This is a genomic window from Erwinia persicina NBRC 102418, from assembly GCF_001571305.1.
GTDB lineage: Bacteria > Pseudomonadota > Gammaproteobacteria > Enterobacterales > Enterobacteriaceae > Erwinia > Erwinia persicina.
The window spans coordinates 554,238-573,765 of record NZ_BCTN01000001.1 but is presented as its reverse complement, the minus strand read 5'-3'; the positions used below and the strand labels follow the sequence as shown (position 1 = coordinate 573,765).

15 protein-coding genes and 1 pseudogene are annotated in these 19,528 nt (G+C 53.8%); 12 read left to right on the top strand and 4 right to left on the bottom strand.

Annotated elements, in window-relative coordinates; all coding sequences use genetic code 11:
- Positions 1-118: 118 nt before the first annotated feature.
- Entirely contained in the window at positions 119-2,263 is a 2,145-nt protein-coding gene (gene pta, locus EPE01S_RS02425; RefSeq protein WP_118663694.1) for a phosphate acetyltransferase, read from the bottom strand.
- A 156-nt stretch (positions 2,264-2,419) separates the two neighbouring features.
- The gene (ackA, locus tag EPE01S_RS02420; protein ID WP_062742963.1) at positions 2,420-3,622 is read right to left on the bottom strand and encodes an acetate kinase; all 1,203 of its coding nucleotides are present in this window, start codon (positions 3,620-3,622) and stop codon (positions 2,420-2,422) included.
- A 354-nt stretch (positions 3,623-3,976) separates the two neighbouring features.
- Here ackA and yfbV point away from each other — a divergent pair, with 354 nt between their 5' ends.
- From yfbV to EPE01S_RS02405, 3 genes are all read left to right on the top strand, one after another.
- Positions 3,977-4,429, top strand: coding sequence for a terminus macrodomain insulation protein YfbV (gene yfbV / locus EPE01S_RS02415; RefSeq protein WP_062742962.1), 453 nt, complete (start codon positions 3,977-3,979; stop codon positions 4,427-4,429).
- Positions 4,430-4,551: 122 nt separating this feature from the next.
- Positions 4,552-5,046, top strand: coding sequence for a YfbU family protein (locus EPE01S_RS02410; RefSeq protein ID WP_062742961.1), 495 nt, complete (start codon positions 4,552-4,554; stop codon positions 5,044-5,046).
- Between the two features lie 13 nt (positions 5,047-5,059).
- Positions 5,060-5,719 (top strand): sugar phosphatase, encoded by a 660-nt coding sequence (locus tag EPE01S_RS02405; RefSeq protein WP_062742960.1) that lies wholly within the window; start codon positions 5,060-5,062, stop codon positions 5,717-5,719.
- A gap of 98 nt (positions 5,720-5,817) precedes the next feature.
- Here EPE01S_RS02405 and yfbR read toward each other — a convergent pair whose 3' ends face one another.
- The gene (yfbR, locus tag EPE01S_RS02400; RefSeq protein ID WP_062742959.1) at positions 5,818-6,414 is read right to left on the bottom strand and encodes a 5'-deoxynucleotidase; all 597 of its coding nucleotides are present in this window, start codon (positions 6,412-6,414) and stop codon (positions 5,818-5,820) included.
- Between the two features lie 60 nt (positions 6,415-6,474).
- Positions 6,475-7,692: a pyridoxal phosphate-dependent aminotransferase gene (locus tag EPE01S_RS02395; protein WP_062742958.1), complete on the bottom strand. Its 1,218-nt coding sequence runs from the start codon at positions 7,690-7,692 to the stop codon at positions 6,475-6,477.
- Between the two features lie 1,028 nt (positions 7,693-8,720).
- Here EPE01S_RS02395 and lrhA point away from each other — a divergent pair.
- The 9 genes and pseudogenes from lrhA (at position 8,721) to nuoI (ending at position 19,523) form a co-directional block, all read left to right on the top strand.
- Entirely contained in the window at positions 8,721-9,647 is a 927-nt protein-coding gene (gene lrhA / locus EPE01S_RS02390; RefSeq protein WP_062742957.1) for a transcriptional regulator LrhA, read from the top strand.
- A 667-nt stretch (positions 9,648-10,314) separates the two neighbouring features.
- Positions 10,315-10,752, top strand: coding sequence for an NADH-quinone oxidoreductase subunit NuoA (gene nuoA, locus EPE01S_RS02380; RefSeq protein ID WP_004158614.1), 438 nt, complete (start codon positions 10,315-10,317; stop codon positions 10,750-10,752).
- Between the two features lie 17 nt (positions 10,753-10,769).
- Positions 10,770-11,444: a NuoB/complex I 20 kDa subunit family protein gene (locus EPE01S_RS02375; protein WP_062742955.1), complete on the top strand. Its 675-nt coding sequence runs from the start codon at positions 10,770-10,772 to the stop codon at positions 11,442-11,444.
- Positions 11,445-11,548: 104 nt separating this feature from the next.
- Positions 11,549-13,362 (top strand): annotated as a pseudogene (nuoC, locus tag EPE01S_RS02370) (NADH-quinone oxidoreductase subunit C/D).
- A gap of 2 nt (positions 13,363-13,364) precedes the next feature.
- Positions 13,365-13,880 carry an NADH-quinone oxidoreductase subunit NuoE gene (gene nuoE, locus EPE01S_RS02365; protein ID WP_062742953.1) on the top strand — a complete coding sequence of 172 codons (516 nt, stop codon included), beginning with the start codon at positions 13,365-13,367 and terminating at the stop codon, positions 13,878-13,880.
- Positions 13,877-15,217 (top strand): NADH-quinone oxidoreductase subunit NuoF, encoded by a 1,341-nt coding sequence (gene nuoF / locus EPE01S_RS02360; protein WP_062742952.1) that lies wholly within the window; start codon positions 13,877-13,879, stop codon positions 15,215-15,217. Before nuoE ends, nuoF begins: the two co-directional genes overlap by 4 nt.
- 50 nt (positions 15,218-15,267) lie before the next feature.
- Positions 15,268-17,994 (top strand): NADH-quinone oxidoreductase subunit NuoG, encoded by a 2,727-nt coding sequence (nuoG, locus tag EPE01S_RS02355; RefSeq protein ID WP_062742951.1) that lies wholly within the window; start codon positions 15,268-15,270, stop codon positions 17,992-17,994.
- Positions 17,991-18,968, top strand: coding sequence for an NADH-quinone oxidoreductase subunit NuoH (gene nuoH, locus EPE01S_RS02350; protein ID WP_062742950.1), 978 nt, complete (start codon positions 17,991-17,993; stop codon positions 18,966-18,968). Before nuoG ends, nuoH begins: the two co-directional genes overlap by 4 nt.
- 12 nt (positions 18,969-18,980) lie before the next feature.
- Positions 18,981-19,523: an NADH-quinone oxidoreductase subunit NuoI gene (nuoI, locus tag EPE01S_RS02345; RefSeq protein ID WP_048915455.1), complete on the top strand. Its 543-nt coding sequence runs from the start codon at positions 18,981-18,983 to the stop codon at positions 19,521-19,523.
- The last annotated feature ends 5 nt before the right edge of the window (positions 19,524-19,528 follow it).

Sequence of the window (19,528 nt, the reverse complement as noted above, 5' to 3'; positions counted from 1 at the left end):
GCCCGCGACGTCATCAGGGGGCAGGCATAGCCGACGTAACGGATAGTGTATGTCATAGGCAAAAAAAAGGGCGAACCTGTGAAGGTCCGCCCTGTTGCCTGCGGGTTACCCCGCGCGTTTAGCCTTCAGCCTGTTTCGACTGAATGGCGGTCAGGGCGATGGTGTAAACGATATCGTCTACCAGGGCACCGCGTGACAGGTCATTCACCGGCTTGCGCATCCCCTGCAGCATTGGCCCGATGGAGATCAGGTCAGCAGAGCGCTGTACGGCTTTGTAGGTGGTATTACCGGTGTTCAGGTCCGGGAAGATGAACACCGTGGCACGACCGGCTACCGGTGAGTTGGGAGCCTTAGATTTGGCCACATCGGCCATGATCGCGGCGTCGTACTGCAGCGGCCCGTCGATCACCAGGTCAGGACGTTTTTCCTGAGCAATACGGGTCGCTTCGCGAACCTTCTCAACATCGCTACCGGCACCGGAGGTTCCGGTGGAGTAGGAGATCATGGCCACGCGGGGTTCGATGCCGAACGCCAGTGCAGAGTCGGCAGACTGGATAGCAATTTCTGCCAGCTGCTCCGGGTTCGGATCCGGGTTGATTGCGCAGTCACCGTATACCAGCACCTGTTCCGGTAGCAGCATAAAGAACACGGAAGAAACCAGTGAACTGTTCGGGGCTGTTTTGATCAGCTGTAACGGTGGACGAATGGTGTTGGCCGTGGTGTGAACAGCACCGGAAACCAGGCCGTCAACTTCTCCGCGCTCCAGCATCATGGTGCCGAGCATCACGTTATCTTCCAGCTGCTCCTGCGCGACCACTTCGGTCATGCCCTTGCTCTTACGCAGCTCAACCAGGCGGGCCACGTAGTTTTCACGCGCCACGGCCGGGTCGACAATCTCGATGCCTTTGCCCAGTTCAACGCCCTGTGCGGCGGCAACGCGCTGGATCTCTTCCGGGTTACCCAGCAGGATACAGGTGGCAATACCACGTTCAGCACAGATAGCTGCCGCTTTTACGGTACGCGGTTCGTCGCCTTCCGGCAGCACGATGCGTTTGCCCGCTTTACGTGCCAGCTCGGTCAGCTGGTAGCGGAAGGCCGGCGGTGACAGGCGTCGGCTGCGCTCAGATTCAGCGGTCAGCGATTCAATCCAGTCCGCATTGATGTGGCTGGCGACATATTCCTGTACGCGCTCAATACGCTGGGTATCGTCGCTTGGTACTTCCAGGTTGAAGCTCTGCAGGCTGAGAGAGGTCTGCCAGGTGTTGGTGTCGACCATAAAGACCGGCAGGCCGGTCTGGAAGGCACGTTCGCACAGCTTCTGGATCGGGGCATCAATGGCGTAGCCACCGGTCAGCAGAATGGCACCAATTTCAATGCCGTTCATGGCCGCCAGGCAGGCGGCGACCAGCACGTCCGGGCGGTCAGCCGAGGTGACCAGCAGGGAGCCTGGACGGAAATGTTCCAGCATGTGTGGCAGGCTGCGGGCACAGAAAGTCACGGACTTCACGCGGCGCGTCGCGATATCGCCTTCGTTGATGACGCGTGCATTCAGGTGACGACACATATCGATGGCGCGGGTGGCGATCAGCTCGAAGCTCCACGGCACACAGCCCAGCACGGGCAGCGGGCTGTTAGCGAACAGCTGCTTAGGATCGATATTGGCAACGCTGGCTTTGTTGGAATCGTCGAAGATTTCTGACAGATCCGGGCGGGTGCGCCCCTGATCGTCAACCGGAGCATTCAGTTTGTTAATAATGACGCCGGTAATGCTTTTATTTTTGCTACCGCCAAAGCTGCTCTGCGTCAGTTCAATACGCTCTTTCAGCTGCGCCGCTGAGTCATTGCCCAGTGCCATCACGAAGACGATTTCTGCATTCAGTGTCTTGGCAATTTCATAGTTCAGCGCATTGGCGAACTGATGTTTACGCGTGGGCACCAGGCCTTCTACCAGCACCACTTCGGCATCTTTGGTGTTTTCATGGTAGCGGGCGATAATCTCTTCCATCAGCACGTCCTGCTGGTTGGAACCGAGCAGCGACTCCACGCGGCTCATCGGCAGCGGTTCAGCAGCCGGGATGCTGGAGTTTTTACGAATGATGGTGGTGGTCTGGTCAGGGCTGTCACCGCCGGCACGAGGCTGGGCGATGGGTTTGAAGACGCTGAGACGCACGCCTTTACGTTCCATCGCACGGATAACGCCCAGGCTGACACTGGTCAGGCCGACGCTGGTGCCGGTAGGAATAAGCATGATAGTTCGGGACACGTTGTACCTCCGATAACGCCATATTTCTCGCTACAGGTGCGCTGAACCGCCTTCCTGTACCCCATCAGGCCCCCTGGGGGGACGTGAAATAGTGAGCTATATAAAATGGTGTCTGAAACCACTCCGCCAGCCTGAGCTGACGGAGCGTAACGGTTCTTATGCGGTCAGGCGGCTGGCGTCCTGCGCGATAACCAACTCTTCATTGGTCGGGATAACGATCGCCGGGCGGGTGCCTTCTTTATTGATAAAGCCTGATTTGCCGAAGCGTGCGGCCAGGTTGCGCTCATGGTCAACTTCGAAGCCCAGCAGCGCCAGTTTAGCCAGTGAGAGTTCGCGCACCATCGCGGCGTTTTCACCGATACCACCGGTGAAGATTACGGCGTCAAGGCGGCCATCCATCAGCGCGGTGTAAGAACCGATGTATTTCGCCAGGCGGTGGCAGAACACGTCCATCGCGCGCTTCGCGTCAGCTTTGGTGGCGTAGTTATCTTCAACGTAACGGCAGTCGCTGGTGACTTCGGTCAGGCCCAGCAGGCCGGACTCTTTGGTCAGCAGTTTGTTGATAGCATCCACGCTCATGCCCAGGGTGTCGTGCAGGAAGAAGATGATCGCCGGGTCGATATCGCCGCTGCGCGTGCCCATGACCAGGCCTTCCAGCGGGGTCAGGCCCATAGACGTATCCACGCACTCGCCGTTACGGATTGCAGAGACTGAGCCACCATTGCCGAGATGGCAGGTGATGATATTCAGTTCTGACACCGGTTTGTTCAGGACTTTCGCTGCTTCCTGAGTCACATAGAAATGGCTGGTGCCGTGCGCGCCATAGCGGCGGACGCCATGCTCTTTATACAGTTTGTACGGCAGGGCGTAGAGATAAGATTCTTCCGGCATTGTCTGATGGAAAGCGGTGTCGAAAACAGCGACATTTTTATCTGACAGGTGGGGGAAGTTTTTCAGCGCTTCATCGATACCGATCAGGTGCGCCGGATTATGCAGTGGTGCAAAGGAGGAGGCATCTTTGATGCCCTGGATTACCGATTCGTCAATCACCACTGACTGCGTTAACTTTTCGCCACCGTGTACGATGCGATGACCGATTGCAACGATTTGTGCCGACAGTTCTGGTTTTTGTGCCAGAATAGTTTTAACCATGAAGTTCAGTGCTTCGCTGTGCGCTGCGCCAGCACCCAGAGCCGCTTCTTGTTTAGCGCCGTCCAGTTTCCACTTGATGCGGGCTTCCGGCAGGTGGAAGCATTCAGCTAAACCTGACAGATACTCGTCTCCATTTGCCGGGTCGATAATGGCAAATTTCAGGGAAGAGCTACCGCAGTTCAGAACCAGTACTAACTTACTCGACATGGAAAGTCCTATTTATTAAAAGTGGCGAAATAAAAGTCAAACAGACTATCAGCGTAGCGCATGAAAGCTGGTACATTAATGATGAACGTCAGGCTTCCGATAAGTTTTGTTCGAAAGCAAAAAAATTTGAAATACTACAATGTTTTTTTAAATGTCGTCTGCTTCATCATGACTTGTCTGATTGTTGACCCAGTGTTGCTCGCAGTCCAGGGTGTTTACCCAATATGACGGGTACAAAACGCGCACAGGATAAACCAGTGTCACTCGTAAAGACAAAATATTTTGAATCATGTTAGGTAAAGTTGGTGAGTTACAGGTTTATTTTAAAATTTATCTCTGAAGTTGAGGTCAGACATGGCAAATGACTCCGGCAGTGTCGGTTGGTTTAAGCTGTTCCAGCACGGTCAGCACTATATGAAAACGTGGCCTGTCGATAAACGCCTTGCACCCATGTTTCCTGAAAACAGAGTAACGCGTGCCACGCGTTTTGCTATCCGTATTATGCCACCGGTCGCTATTTTTACCCTCACCTGGCAAATTGCGCTGGGTGGCCAGTTGGGGCCGGCGGTGACCACGGCACTGTTTGCCTGCAGCCTGCCCATGCAGGGGCTGTGGTGGCTGGGCAGGCGTTCAGTGACACCTTTGCCGCCGTCACTGCTTGGCTGGTTCCATGACGTCCGCGGTAAGCTGCAGGAGGCCGGGCAGGCGATAGCGCCGGTCGAAGGCAAACCGACCTATCAGTCGCTGGCTGATGTGCTGAAACGGGCTTTCAAGCAGCTGGATAAAACCTTCCTCGACGATCTTTGATGTTGTCGCGGGTTTCCTCTGCGCAAACCGGAGGAAACCCGCTTTACGTCAAAGAAGCCTTTCCCTGCGCTGTGCGATCCTTTTGTGACTTTCAGACTGCCCCCGTGGCCGAGGAGCCCCAAATGGATATGTCCCATGCCCAACGTTTAATTCTTTCTAATCAGTATCAGCTCATGGCCATGCTTGACCCGGAAAATGCCGCGCGCCATCGTCGCTATCAGACTATTGTTGAGCGCGGTTACGGACTTCAGCTGCGTGAGCTGGATAATGAATTCAGCCAGTTGCCTGAAGCGGAGTGTCGCACGCTGGTGGCCATGATGGAGATGTATCATGCGCTTCATGTGTCCTGGACTAATCTGAAAGAGCCTCAAACCGTGGACGCACGCCGTCTGGTTTTCCTCGGCTTTGATGCGGCGACAGAAGGGCGATACCTTGGCTACGTGCGCTTCCTGGTGAATGTGGAAGGGCGATACGGGCATTTTTCAGCCGGCAGCCACGATTTTAATGCTCAGGTACCGATGTGGGAAAAGTACCAACGTATGCTGACTGTGTGGCACAATTGTCCCCGACAGTACCATCTGAGTGCGAATGAGATCGCGCAAGTTATCAACGCCTGAGAAGGAAAATGCAGTGAAGTGTAAAGGTTTTCTGTTTGATCTGGATGGCACGTTAGTCGACTCTCTTGCAGTGGTCGAACGTGCCTGGAAAAACTGGGGTCAGCGCCACGGGATTGCTCCTGACGAGGTGCTGGGCTTTATCCACGGTAAGCAGGCTATTACCTCACTGCGCCATTTTATGGCAGGTGCCTCCGCCGAGGCGATCCAGCAGGAGTTTACTGCGCTGGAAAAGCTGGAAGCTGAAGACACCGACGGCATCGTTGCTCTGCCAGGGGCGTTAGCCCTGCTGGCCCGACTTGATGAACTGGCGATCCCCTGGGCCATCGTCACCTCCGGTTCTGTGCCGGTCGCCAGCGCCCGTCATGCGGCAGCAGGATTACCCGCACCGGCGGCGTTTGTCACGGCAGAGCGCGTGGAGCGTGGTAAGCCGGAGCCGGATGCTTATTTGCTGGGAGCCCAGTTGCTCGACCTGGAGCCGGAGGAGTGCGTGGTGGTGGAAGACGCCGCAGCGGGTATTCTTTCTGGTCTTGCCGCCGGCTGTCATGTCATTGCCGCAAACGTGCCTGCCGATGCGCCGCGTCTGGAGGATGTCGATATGGTACTCACCTCGCTGGATGAGCTGATTATTCATAAAAATCCCGATGGCAGCGTGGATGTTCACCGCAGACACTGAGTTATTCAGCCCCGCCACCGCGGGGTTTTTTTTGCTGGCCGATTTTTCTCGCCACGGCGAGGGCGTGATCACTGTTGCGCTGACAACCCGGAATACACTTACAGCGAGTCCTGGCTAATCTCATCCAGCGACAGGCTGAAGCTGGGTACAAACACCTCCACGAAATAGTCCATCTCCGGGCTGTGGCGCTGCGCCAGCGTTTTTTCCAGCCGTGCCTTTGCCAGCAGAAACTCGTTGTTCCCCGCTGACAGCTCTTCCAGACATTTCAGGTAGGCACAGAGTGCATCAGCCTGCTTGACGATGGCCGTTTCGGCCTCGCTATGCTGATGTTCATCGATCAGCGGGGCATAAGCCGAACGCAGCTCTTCCGGCAGCATTTCAATCAGCTTTTGCTGCGCAATTTTCTCAATTTTCTTGTACTCGTGGGCGATCTGCGCGTTGTAATACTTCACTGGCGTGGGCAGATCGCCGGTCAGCACTTCGCTGGCATCATGATAAATTGCCATCATCGCGATGCGTTCAGCATTGAGATTGCCGTTAAATTTCTTGTTCTTAATCAATGCCAGTGCATGCGCGACCATGGCGACCTGCAGGCTGTGCTCAGAAACGTTTTCCGTGCGCACGTTGCGCATCAGCGGCCAGCGATTAATCAGTTTCAGACGGGAGAGGTGAGCAAAGAAGTGGCTCTGGTTCATGGTCTTTTTCCCTTACGTCACAATGCAAAGAGCGGCCTGAGCCGCCCTTCGGGGAGAAGATTACAGCTGGCGGTATCCGCCGAGGAAACGGCCAAATTTATTGATAGCCATCTCCAGTTCATCTACGCGGGGCAGGGTGACGATACGTACGTGGTCCGGCCATGGCCAGTTAAAGGCCGTACCCTGCACCAGCAGCACTTTTTCCTGCAGCAGGAAATCGAGGACCATTTTCTGATCGTCATGGATGTTAAATTTTTTCGCGTCGATTTTCGGGAACATATACAGCGCTCCCTGCGGCTTCACGCAACTGACACCCGGGATCTCGTTTATCAGTTCCCATGCACGGTTACGCTGTTCATACAGGCGGCCGCCGGGCTGAATAAACTCACTGATGCTCTGATAACCCCCCAGCGCCGTCTGAATCGCGTGCTGGGCGGGGACGTTTGCGCACAGGCGCATTGAGGCCAGCATCTCCAGCCCTTCAATATAACCTTTAGCGTGCTTCTTCGGCCCGTTAAGCACCATCCAGCCCTGACGGAAACCCGCCACGCGATAGGTTTTAGACAACCCGTTAAAGGTGATGGTCAGCAGGTCGGGCGCCAGGGCCGCAATGGAGTGGTGCTGGGCAACATCGTAAAGGATCTTGTCGTAGATCTCATCGGCAAAAATAATCAGGTTGTGCTGACGGGCCAGTTCAACCACCTCCATCAACAGCTCTTTGCTGTAGACGGCACCCGTCGGGTTATTCGGGTTGATGATCACGATACCGCGCGTACGCGGGGTGATTTTGCTGCGAATATCGTCGAGGTCCGGGAACCAGCCTGCGGACTCATCACACAGGTAGTGCACGGCTTTCCCACCGGACAGTGAAACAGCGGCGGTCCAGAGTGGGTAATCCGGGGCCGGGACCAGCATTTCGTCGCCGCTGTTCAGTAGCGCCTGCATCGACTGTACGATCAGCTCTGAAACACCGTTACCAATATAGATGTCTTCTACCGTGATATCGCGCATACCGCGCGCCTGGTAGTGCTGCATGATCGCTTTACGGGCGGAATAGAGGCCTTTCGAATCACAGTAACCCTGCGCGCCTGGCAGATTGCGGATGACATCGACGAGGATTTCGTCGGGGGCTTCAAAACCGAAGGGGGCAGGGTTGCCGATATTCAGTTTAAGAACTTTATTGCCTTCTTCTTCGAGGCGTTTTGCTTCTTTTAGCACCGGGCCGCGAATGTCGTAACACACGTTATCCAGTTTGCTGGATTTATCAATTGGGGTCATCTCTGTCGCCTTGACTGGCAGAAGCGGTTTCCTGCCGTGGAAAACTAAACATTGCACAATGTACTCCTCTACCGGTTTTTTTTGAAGGGCAGCAGCAGGCTTTGGTGTGTTAAAGGAGGATTTTTTCATTCTGATGGCAGTGGGTCGCGCTAACAGGTTCTGGAGGGATATTTCATGCTACATATTGAGCCTATTCCGATGCTAACGTCTGGAAGGTCGTTTTAACATAACAAGATGACGAGACGGCTTTTACTGTTTCCCGACGTAATGATTAAATTATTTAGTAAAAAAACGTGCACTAATGATGGCAGAAACAGTCAAATAACCCTTACATGACTGTTTATTTTTTAAGCAATGCGTCGTTTGCATCAACATGGGGCAGGGAGGGGATACCCGGTCCGATGCCCGGGGCGTGATTCTCGCAAAAGGTGTATTGAGACAGATAATGCAGTGAAAAAGCCTGTCATGTAGGCCCTTGCCGATAAAATCTTACTTTAGTGATAAGAATATTGGGTTTTAGGCTTAAAAAGTAAACGACAGTATGTCAGGATAACCTTCAGGAGGCTTTGCACCGTGCGTGCAGGTCGCCCGGGAAATAAAAAAAACATTTTTATTACCTTGAACAGTAAGTACTGCTTAACATTTTTCGCTGCTATCACAGCGTGTTGGTAACTTAATTTTCAATGGTTGTTTTAGACTAACGACACCGCAACTCGTCTCTGATTGAGTTTTGTCGGCGTTAATAAACTATAACGACGCGGCTTCCTGCAACTTATGGGTTAGTGCAGCGTGCATTAGCGATGTATCAGACGTGAGAATCTTTATCTTCCTTTCAGCTCTTTTAAGCTGGAAGGAATTAACAGAGTAGAAACGGCGTGATCGTCTGCTAATGAGAGTAATGCATAAGGTAATACTTTATTACTTAACACTGTAGCCATTACGCAATTGTTATCGTTTTATCCCTTTGATAAAGCAGGTAATAACACCAGGGTAGCTGTTTGTAAAAAACTTATAAAGTGAAGAAAAACATGACTAGTGCAAATCGTCCAGTACTCAATCTCGACCTCGATCTGCTGAGAACCTTCGTTGCTGTTGCCGATCTGAACACTTTTGCTGCGGCCGCAGCGGCGGTGTGCAGAACGCAGTCAGCGGTGAGTCAGCAAATGCAGCGTCTGGAACAATTGGTAGGCAAAGAGCTGTTTGCCAGGCATGGACGCAACAAGTTATTGACGGAACATGGTATTCAACTGCTGGGTTACGCCAGGAAGATACTGCGCTTCAACGATGAAGCCTGTACTTCTCTGATGTACAGCAACATTCAGGGGGTTCTGACTATCGGCGCATCCGATGATACCTCTGACACTATTTTGCCGTTCCTGCTTAACCGCGTGACTTCGGTCTACCCAAAACTGGCTATTGATGTCCGGGTGAAGCGCAACCCGTTTATGATGGAAATGCTGAACCAGGGCGAAGTTGATTTGGTGGTAACGACCTCCAGTCCGATGAACTTCACCTGGCAGGTCTTACGTACCTCACCAACGCTCTGGTACTGTGCGGCAGACTATATCTTCCAGCGCGGGGAAGCGATCCCACTGGTCCTGCTGGATGAGCCAAGTCCTTATCGTGATATGGCCATTGACCATCTGAACGAAGCCGGTATTCCGTGGCGCATTTCTTATGTGGCCTCGACGTTGGCTGCTGTTCGCGCAGCCGTTAAAGCAGGGCTGGGAGTGACTGCCCGCCCAGTTGAGATGATGAGCCCTGAACTGCGTGTGATGGGGGCTGCTGAGGGATTGCCAATGTTGCCTGATACGGAATATTTACTTTGCCGTAATCCTGATAGCGACAACGAGCTGGCCCTGGCTATCTTCAATGCGATGGAATCACGTAACGATCCCTACAATCTGACCGTTACGGCTCAGGATGACGCAGCATTTGCAGATGAAGAAGAGTAATGAGTAAACGCTAACGATTATTTTTATCATTAAAAATGATTTTTTTTAGTTTTACTGCATAAAACAGGCCTTTCAGATGAATACATCACTGGAAGGCCTTTTTTTTGCGATTATGTCGAGTGATATCAGGATTTTCTTGCCTTCATTACGTTGTTGAGTGTCAAAAATTGCGCGATGTTGTTTTTACTGAATATTCCGGTGCTTTTTTCTGCCCTGGTCCGATCAGTGAATTGATTCTGCACAAATAAAACTGCCCATTTTTCTGCCAAAAAACACCAAAGTGTGTCCTGGATCAAAAAAATAACCCCATTAAGGGGCAGGAAAACCCGCTCTTTCCTGCCAAAATAGACCTTGTTAAATACAGGATCCAAACAGGTTTTTTACCGCTACACTTTGATCACATGATGCCACTGACACGACTTAGCCCACTTTTTAAGCATCATGTGTTAAAAAAATGTTGTCTGTGTAAATTAATGTGCGGATAGTTTTGTCAAAGTTGACAAAAGGTCAGTTAAAGGAGTAAAAAACCACATAAAATTACTGCCTAATCATGAAAGTCAGTATAATTTATCCGGTTTTTCATTCTTCCCTTGAATCGATGTGGTGTGTTAACTGCCAAATATGAGAGCAGAACGCAAAACGCCACTTTTGGTGAGTAAGCAAGAGTATGTCAACAACCACAGAAGTCGTCGCCCATCATTGGGCATTTGCTGTTTTCCTGATCGTCTCGATTGGTCTCTGCTGCCTGATGTTGGCCGGGGCATGGTTTTTGGGCGGAAAAGCCCGTGGAAGGCATACAAATACCCCTTTCGAATCCGGTATAGCCTCCGTTGGCACGGCAAAACTGCGCCTGTCTGCCAAGTTTTATCTGGTTGCCATGTTCTTCGTCATCTTCGACGTTGAAGCCCTCTATCTTTACGCATGGTCGACGGCGATTCGCGAAAGCGGATGGGTCGGCTTTGTCGAAGCCGCCATTTTCATTTTGGTTCTGCTTGCTGGTCTGTTTTATCTGGTTCGCATAGGCGCACTGGATTGGGCACCTGCCCGTCGTCAGTTTGACGTCAAACCTACCACCATCTCGCACGCCAACCGTCACAAGCAGTAACAGCGAGGCAAAAACACATGGACTATACGCTCACCCGCATAGACCCGAACGGTGAGAATGACCGTTACCCACTGCAAAAGCAGGAGATCGTCACCGATCCCCTGGAAAAGCACGTTCATCAAAACGTCTACATGGGCAAGTTAGAACATGCCCTGCACGATATGGTGAACTGGGGTCGTAAGAATTCCCTCTGGCCGTTCAACTTCGGTCTTTCTTGTTGCTACGTCGAGATGACAACGTCGTTTACTTCGGTACACGACGTGGCGCGATTTGGTTCTGAAGTTATCCGTGCTTCACCACGTCAGGCAGACTTTATGGTGGTAGCAGGAACCTGTTTTACCAAGATGGCCCCGGTTGTGCAGCGCCTCTATGATCAGATGCTGGAACCTAAATGGGTGATTTCGATGGGCGCCTGTGCTAACTCCGGCGGCATGTACGATATCTACTCTGTGGTGCAGGGTGTGGACAAATTCCTGCCGGTTGATGTGTATATTCCTGGCTGTCCGCCTCGTCCGGAAGCCTATATGCAGGCGCTGCTGCTGCTGCAGGAGTCGATCGGCAAAGAACGTCGCCCGCTGTCGTGGGTCGTCAGCGATCAGGGTGTTTATCGCGCGAATATGCAGTCTGAGCGCGACAGGAAAAACGCCGAGCGTATTGCAGTAACCAATCTGCGTACCCCTGACGAAATTTAAGACAGCAGTTTATGGATGTGGTCATTAAAAGCGCAATAAAAACACAACGTCATCTGCGCTGACCCACCTGACGCCAACACTGAGTGCCTGTCAGACAGGCCAGCATGGTGAACAACTTATGACAGATTTAACCACGCAAGATCTCGCCCAGCCGTTATGGCAAACCCGAGATCACCAGGATGACCCGGTGATCGGCGAGCTGCGTAATCGTTTTGGGCCTGATGCCTTTACAGTACAAGCGACCCGTACCGGTGTGCCGGTGGTCTGGGTAAAACGTGAGCAGTTGCTTGAGATTATTGAGTTCCTGCGCAAGCTGCCTAAACCCTATGTGATGCTGTATGACCTGCATGGCATGGATGAGCGCCTGCGTACTCACCGTGCCGGTTTACCGGCGGCGGATTTTTCCGTTTTCTATCACTTCATCTCCATTGAACGTAACCGCGACATCATGCTCAAGGTGGCGTTGTCTGAAAACGATTTGAATGTGCCCACCATCACCAAAATTTTCCCGAATGCCAACTGGTATGAGCGTGAAACCTGGGAGATGTTTGGTATCAATGTTGAAGGCCACCCGCACCTGACGCGCATTATGATGCCGCAGAGCTGGGAAGGGCATCCGCTGCGCAAAGATTACCCTGCGCGTGCGACCGAGTTCGATCCGTTTGAACTGACCAAGCAGAAAGAAGATCTGGAGATGGAATCTCTGACCTTCAAGCCTGAAGACTGGGGTATGAAGCGTTCGACCAACAATGAGGACTTCATGTTCCTCAACCTGGGCCCGAACCACCCTTCTGCGCACGGCGCGTTCCGTATCATCCTGCAACTGGACGGTGAAGAGATCGTCGACTGCGTGCCGGATATCGGATACCACCATCGTGGTGCCGAAAAAATGGGTGAACGCCAGTCCTGGCACAGCTACATTCCGTATACCGACCGTATTGAGTATCTCGGCGGCTGCGTAAACGAAATGCCGTACGTGCTGGCGGTAGAAAAGCTGGCTGGTATCAAAGTCCCTGAGCGCGTGGAAGTCATTCGCGTGATGCTATCAGAGCTGTTCCGTATAAACAGCCACCTGCTGTACATCTCTACGTTTATCCAGGACGTCGGTGCTATGTCCCCGGTGTTCTTTGCCTTTACTGACCGCCAGAAAATTTACGACGTGGTAGAAGCCATTACCGGCTTCCGTATGCATCCGGCCTGGTTCCGCATTGGTGGCGTGGCGCATGATCTGCCTAAAGGCTGGGAGCGCCTGCTGCGTGAGTTCCTGGACTGGATGCCTAAGCGTCTGAAAGCCTATGAGCAGACCGCACTGAAAAACTCCGTGCTTATTGCCCGTTCCAAAGGGGTTTCTGCCTATAACATGGAAGAAGCACTGGCCTGGGGCACGACGGGGGCTGGCCTGCGTGGTACCGGTCTGGACTTTGATGTGCGTAAATGGCGTCCCTATTCCGGTTATGAAAACTTCGATTTCGAAGTGCCAATCGGAGATGGCGTAAGCTGTGCTTACACCCGTGTCATGCTGAAGATGGAAGAGATGCGCCAGAGTATGCGCATCCTGGAACAGTGCCTGAAGAACATGCCAGCAGGCCCGTTCAAGGCTGACCATCCGCTGACCACGCCGCCGCCGAAAGAGCGCACGCTGCAGCATATCGAAACCCTGATCACTCACTTCCTGCAGGTTTCGTGGGGCCCGGTAATGCCGGCAAACGAATCCTTCCAGATGATTGAAGCGACCAAAGGGATCAACAGTTACTACCTGACCAGTGATGGCAGCACGATGAGCTACCGCACCCGCGTGCGTACGCCGAGCTTCCCGCACTTGCAACAGATCCCATCGGTGATCAACGGCAGCCTGGTATCCGATCTGATCGTATACCTCGGTAGTATCGATTTTGTTATGTCAGACGTGGACCGCTAATTATGCACGATCAGAGAATTGCGATCGAAACGATCGACGAAACCGGAGCTTTTGTGCTGAGTGCGGCAGAGCGCGATGCCATCGAGCATGAAAAGCACCACTATGAAGATGCCCGCGCGGCATCTATCGAAGCGCTGAAAATCGTTCAGAAACACCGAGGCTGGGTACCGGACGGTGCCATCCATGCGATCGCTGAAGTGTTGGGCATCCCGGCCAGCGATGTTGAAGGGGTGGCCACGTTTTACAGCCAGATCTTCCGTACGCCGGTGGGGCGTCATGTGATCCGCTATTGCGACAGCGTGGTGTGTCACATCACCGGTTTCCAGGGGATTCAGTCGGCACTGGAAAGCAACCTGAATATTAAACCGGGACAGACCACGGCAGACGGGCGTTTCACGCTGCTGCCAACCTGCTGCCTCGGTAACTGCGACAAAGGGCCGGTGATGATGGTGGATGAAGATACCCATGTTCATCTCACGCCGGAAGGTATCGCCAACTTACTGGAGCAGTATCAATGAGACAGATCGTGCGTACTGCCGAAATGCATCCGCTGACCTGGCGGATGCGTGAAGACAAGCAGCCGGTATTCCTCGAAGAGTACCGCAGTAAGAATGGTTATGCCGGTGCTGAAAAAGCGCTGAAATCCCTGTCGCCGGAAGAGATTGTTAACCAGGTGAAAGACTCCGGTCTGAAAGGGCGCGGTGGTGCAGGCTTCTCTACGGGTCTGAAGTGGAGCCTGATGCCAAAAGACGAATCCATGAACATCCGTTACCTGTTATGTAATGCTGATGAAATGGAACCGGGCACTTATAAAGACCGCCTGCTGATGGAGCAGATGCCCCATCAACTGGTGGAAGGTATGTTGATTGCTGCCTTCGCGCTGAAAACCTATCGCGGCTACATCTTCCTGCGCGGTGAGTATATCGAGGCCGCCGTTAACCTGCGCCGGGCGATTGCTGAAGCGACTGAAGCGGGCTTACTTGGCAAGAACATTCTCGGTACGGGCTTTGACTTTGAGCTGATTGTCCATACCGGTGCGGGACGTTATATCTGCGGTGAAGAAACCGCCCTGATTAACTCGCTGGAAGGGCGTCGTGCAAACCCTCGCTCCAAACCGCCGTTCCCGGCATCTGCGGGTGCCTGGGGCAAGCCAACCTGCGTAAACAACGTAGAGACGCTCTCCAACGTTCCGGCGATCATCGCTAACGGTGTTGACTGGTACAAAGGCATCTCCACCAGCGATGATACCGGTACCAAAATGATGGGCTTTTCCGGTCGCGTGAAGAATCCTGGCGTGTGGGAGTTGCCCTTTGGTACCACCGCTCGTGAAATCCTCGAAGAGTATGCCGGTGGCATGCGTGATGGCCTGAAGTTTAAAGCCTGGCAGCCGGGCGGGGCAGGGACAGACTTCCTGACCGAGGCACACCTTGACCTGCCAATGGAATTTGCCAGTATCGGCAAAGCCGGGAGCCGTCTGGGGACTGCACTGGCAATGGCTGTCGACCACGAGATCAATATGGTGTCGCTGGTGCGTAACCTGGAAGAGTTCTTCGCTCGCGAGTCCTGTGGCTGGTGTACCCCCTGCCGCGATGGTTTGCCGTGGAGCGTAAAAATCCTGCGCGCGCTGGAAAATAAGCAGGGCCAGCCTGGGGATATTGAAACCCTGCTGCAGCTCTGTCGCCAGCTTGGCCCGGGTAAGACCTTCTGTGCGCATGCGCCTGGTGCAGTAGAGCCACTGCAAAGTGCCATTAAATACTTCCGTGAAGAGTTTGAAGCGGGTATGGCACCTCAGGTATTCAGCAACGCACACGCGATTAGCGGCATCCAGCCCAACCTGTTAAAGGCGCGCTGGTAAGCAAAGTTTAACGCCCGTGTTCGCACGGGCCTTACGGAAGCATGTTCACTATGGCTACAATTCATGTAGACGGTAAAGAATATGATGTTGATGGCGCAGACAACCTGTTACAGGCGTGTCTCTCCCTCGGCTTAGATATTCCTTATTTCTGCTGGCACCCGGCGCTCGGTAGCGTCGGTGCCTGCCGCCAGTGCGCGGTGAAGCAATTTCAGAATGCCGAAGATACCCGTGGTCGCCTGGTTATGTCCTGCATGACACCGGCGTCTGACGGTACCTTCATCTCTATTGATGACGGTGAAGCAAAAGAGTTCCGCGAAAGTGTGGTGGAGTGGTTAATGACCAACCATCCGCACGATTGTCCGGTCTGTGAAGAGGGCGGTAACTGTCACCTGCAGGATATGACAGTGATGACCGGCCACAGTTTCCGCCGCTATCGCTTCACTAAACGTACCCACCGTAATCAGGATCTTGGCCCGTTCATTTCGCATGAGATGAACCGCTGTATTGCCTGCTATCGCTGCGTGCGTTACTACAAAGATTACGCAGACGGGACTGACCTCGGTGTTTACGGTGCGCATGACAATGTCTACTTCGGCCGCCCTGAAGATGGTGTGCTGGAAAGCGAGTTCTCCGGCAACCTGGTTGAAATCTGCCCAACCGGCGTATTTACCGATAAAACCCACTCCGAGCGTTACAACCGTAAGTGGGATATGCAGTTTGCGCCCAGCATCTGCCAGCAGTGCAGCATCGGCTGTAACACCAGCCCGGGTGAGCGCTACGGTGAACTGCGCCGTATTGAAAACCGCTATAACGGCACGGTAAACCATTACTTCCTGTGCGATCGCGGCCGCTTCGGTTATGGCTACGTGAATCTGAAAGATCGTCCGCGTCAGCCTATGCAGCGTCGCGGCGATGACTGGATTTCACTGAATGCCGATCAGGCTATGCAGGGCGCGGCAGATGTACTGCGCCAGGCGAAGAAAGTGATTGGTATTGGTTCCCCACGTGCCAGCGTAGAGAGCAACTTTGCCCTGCGTGAGCTGGTGGGTGCTGACAACTTCTCTACCGGTATTCCGGCAGGGGAGCAGGGGCGTCTGGATCTGATGCTGAAAGTGCTGCGTGATGGCGGGATCCATACGCCGGCGCTGCGTGAAATTGAAAGCTATGATGCGGTGCTGGTGCTGGGCGAAGATTTGACCCAGACCGGCGCACGGGTGGCGCTGTCCGTGCGGCAGGCCGTCAAAGGGAAATCCCGTGAGATGGCAGCTGCGCAAAAAGTGGCAGACTGGCAGATCGCGGCGATCCTCAACATCGGACAGAACGCTAAACATCCGCTGTTCGTGACTAACGTCGACCAGACGCGTCTGGATGACATCGCAGCATGGAGCTATCGCGCACCGGTAGAAGACCAGGCGCGACTTGGTTTCGCCATCGCTCACGAACTGGATGCCAGCGCACCAGCCGTTGCTGACCTTGATAAATCACTGGCCGGAAAAATTGACGTTATTGTTCAGGCCTTAGCCGGAGCGAAAAAACCGCTGATTATCTCCGGGACCAACTCCGGTAGCGAAGCGATGATTCAGGCGGCCGCCAACGTGGCGAAAGCGCTGAAAGGGCGCGGTGCCGACGTGGGCATTACGCTATTGGCCACGGCGGCGAACAGTGTCGGGCTGGGTATGATCGGCGGTAAATCCCTCGATTCCGCCTTATCCGAGCTGGAAAGCGGTGCGGCTGATGCCGTGATCATTCTGGAAAATGACCTTTATCGCCATCTGCCAAAAGCGAAAGTAGATGCGGCCCTGGCCAATACGCCGAATGTCATCGTTCTGGATCATCAGCGTACGGCGACCACCGAGAAAGCCGGTCTGATCCTCTCCAGTGCCAGCTTTGCAGAAAGCGATGGCACGGTAGTGAATCAGGAAGGCCGCGCGCAGCGCTTCTTCCAGGTATATGACCCGGCTTATTACGATGAAAAAGTGCAGATGCTGGAAAGCTGGCGCTGGCTGCACTCGCTGCAGAGCACCATCAACAGCCGCGAAGTGGACTGGAGCCAGCTCGATCATGTGATCGATGCCTGTGTCGTTGCATTGCCTCAGCTGGCCGGAATTAAAGATGCGGCCCCGGATGCTAGCTTCCGTATCCGCGGTCAGAAACTGGCGCGTTCACCGCACCGCTCCAGCGGGCGTACCGCGATGCGCGCCAATATCAGTGTGCATGAGCCGCGTCAGCCGCAGGACAAAGACAGTATGTTTGCCTTCTCTATGGAAGGGAATAACCAGCCGGGTGCTGCCCGTTCGCAGATACCCTTTGCCTGGGCACCTGGCTGGAACTCACCGCAGGCATGGAACAAATTCCAGGTTGAAGTGGGTGGTAAACTGCGTAACGGCGACCCAGGTGTGCGTCTGATCGAAGCCGGTGTGGCTCAGTTGGGCTGGTTCGAAAATGTGCCTGCTGCTTTCGCTGGCAGCCATGAAGGCTGGCGTGTAGCACCATACTTCCACCTGTTCGGCAGCGATGAAATGACCCAGCGCGCACCGGTTATCCAGCAGCGTATGCCAGAAGCCTATGTGATGGTGAACCCTGAGGATGCCGCGAAGCTGGGCGTGAATGCCGGTACAGCGGTTGAATTTACCTGTCAGGGTGAAACACTGCGCCTGCCGGTCCGCTTCTCCAGCACGTTGCAGGCGGGGCAGGTCGGTCTGCCGCTCGGTTTACCGGGTATTCCACCGTTCCTGGCGGGTAGCGACATCGACAATCTGCGGGAGGCAGTACAATGAGCTGGCTGACACCGGAAGTTATCGACGTGCTGATTGCCGTCGTTAAAGCACTGATCATTCTGTTTGTGGTGGTGGGCTGCGGCGCCTTTATGAGCTTTGGTGAGCGTCGCCTGCTCGGTCTGTTCCAGAACCGCTACGGGCCTAACCGTGTCGGCTGGGGGGGCTCACTGCAGCTGGTGGCGGACATGATCAAAATGTTCTTTAAAGAGGACTGGATCCCGCCATTTACCGACCGCGTGATCTTCACCCTTGCGCCAATGATTGCCTTTACCTCGCTGCTGCTGGCGATGGCAATTGTGCCTGTGACGCCAACCTGGATGGGCGCAGATCTGAACATTGGTCTGTTGTTCTTCCTGATGATGGCAGGGCTGGCGGTCTATGCCGTGCTGTTTGCGGGCTGGTCGAGTAATAACAAATACTCACTGCTGGGGGCGATGCGTGCATCGGCTCAGACCCTGAGCTACGAAGTGTTCCTCGGCCTGTCGCTGATGGGTGTAGTGGCACAGGCAGGTTCGTTTAACATGGTCGACATCGTGAACAGCCAGCAGCATCTGTGGAACGTTATCCCGCAATTCCTCGGCTTCCTCACTTTCTGTATCGCCGGTGTGGCAGTGTGTCACCGCCATCCATTTGACCAGCCAGAAGCGGAGCAGGAACTGGCCGACGGTTACCACATTGAATATGCCGGGATGAAATTCGGCCTGTTCTTCGTCGGTGAATACGTCGGTATTGTTACCGTTTCATCACTGATCGTTACGCTGTTCTTCGGCGGCTGGAACGGTCCGTGGCTGCCACCGATTTTCTGGTTCGCGATTAAAACGGCATTCTTCATGATGATGTTTATTCTGATTCGTGCTGCGTTACCGCGTCCGCGCTATGACCAGGTGATGTCGTTCGGCTGGAAAGTCTGTCTGCCGTTGACGCTGTTGAATCTGCTGGCAACTGCCGCAGTCATTCTGTACACGGCGCAGTAAGGGGTTAAGAAGATGACATTAAAAGACCTTGTTGTTGGTTTCGGGACAACCGTACGCAGTATCTGGCTGATAGGGATGAACGCCTTCGCCAAACGCGAAACCATGATGTATCCGGAAGAGCCGGTTTATCTGCCACCCCGTTATCGTGGTCGTATTGTACTGACGCGTGACCCCGATGGTCAGGAGCGCTGTGTTGCCTGCAACCTGTGCGCCGTGGCCTGTCCGGTTGGCTGTATCTCGCTGCAGAAAGCAGAGATGGCCGACGGGCGTTGGTATCCGGAGTTTTTCCGTATTAACTTCTCGCGCTGCATCTTCTGTGGCCTGTGTGAAGAGGCCTGCCCGACCACTGCGATTCAGCTTACCCCCGATTTCGAACTGGGTGAGTTCAAGCGTCAGGATCTGGTGTATGAAAAAGAGCACCTGCTGATTTCCGGCCCGGGTAAATACCCGGAATATAATTTTTACCGGATGGCGGGTATGGCGATCGATGGCAAAGACAAAGGCGACGCAGAAAACGAAGCCAAACCCATCGATGTCAAGGGCTTGTTACCTTAAGGAGC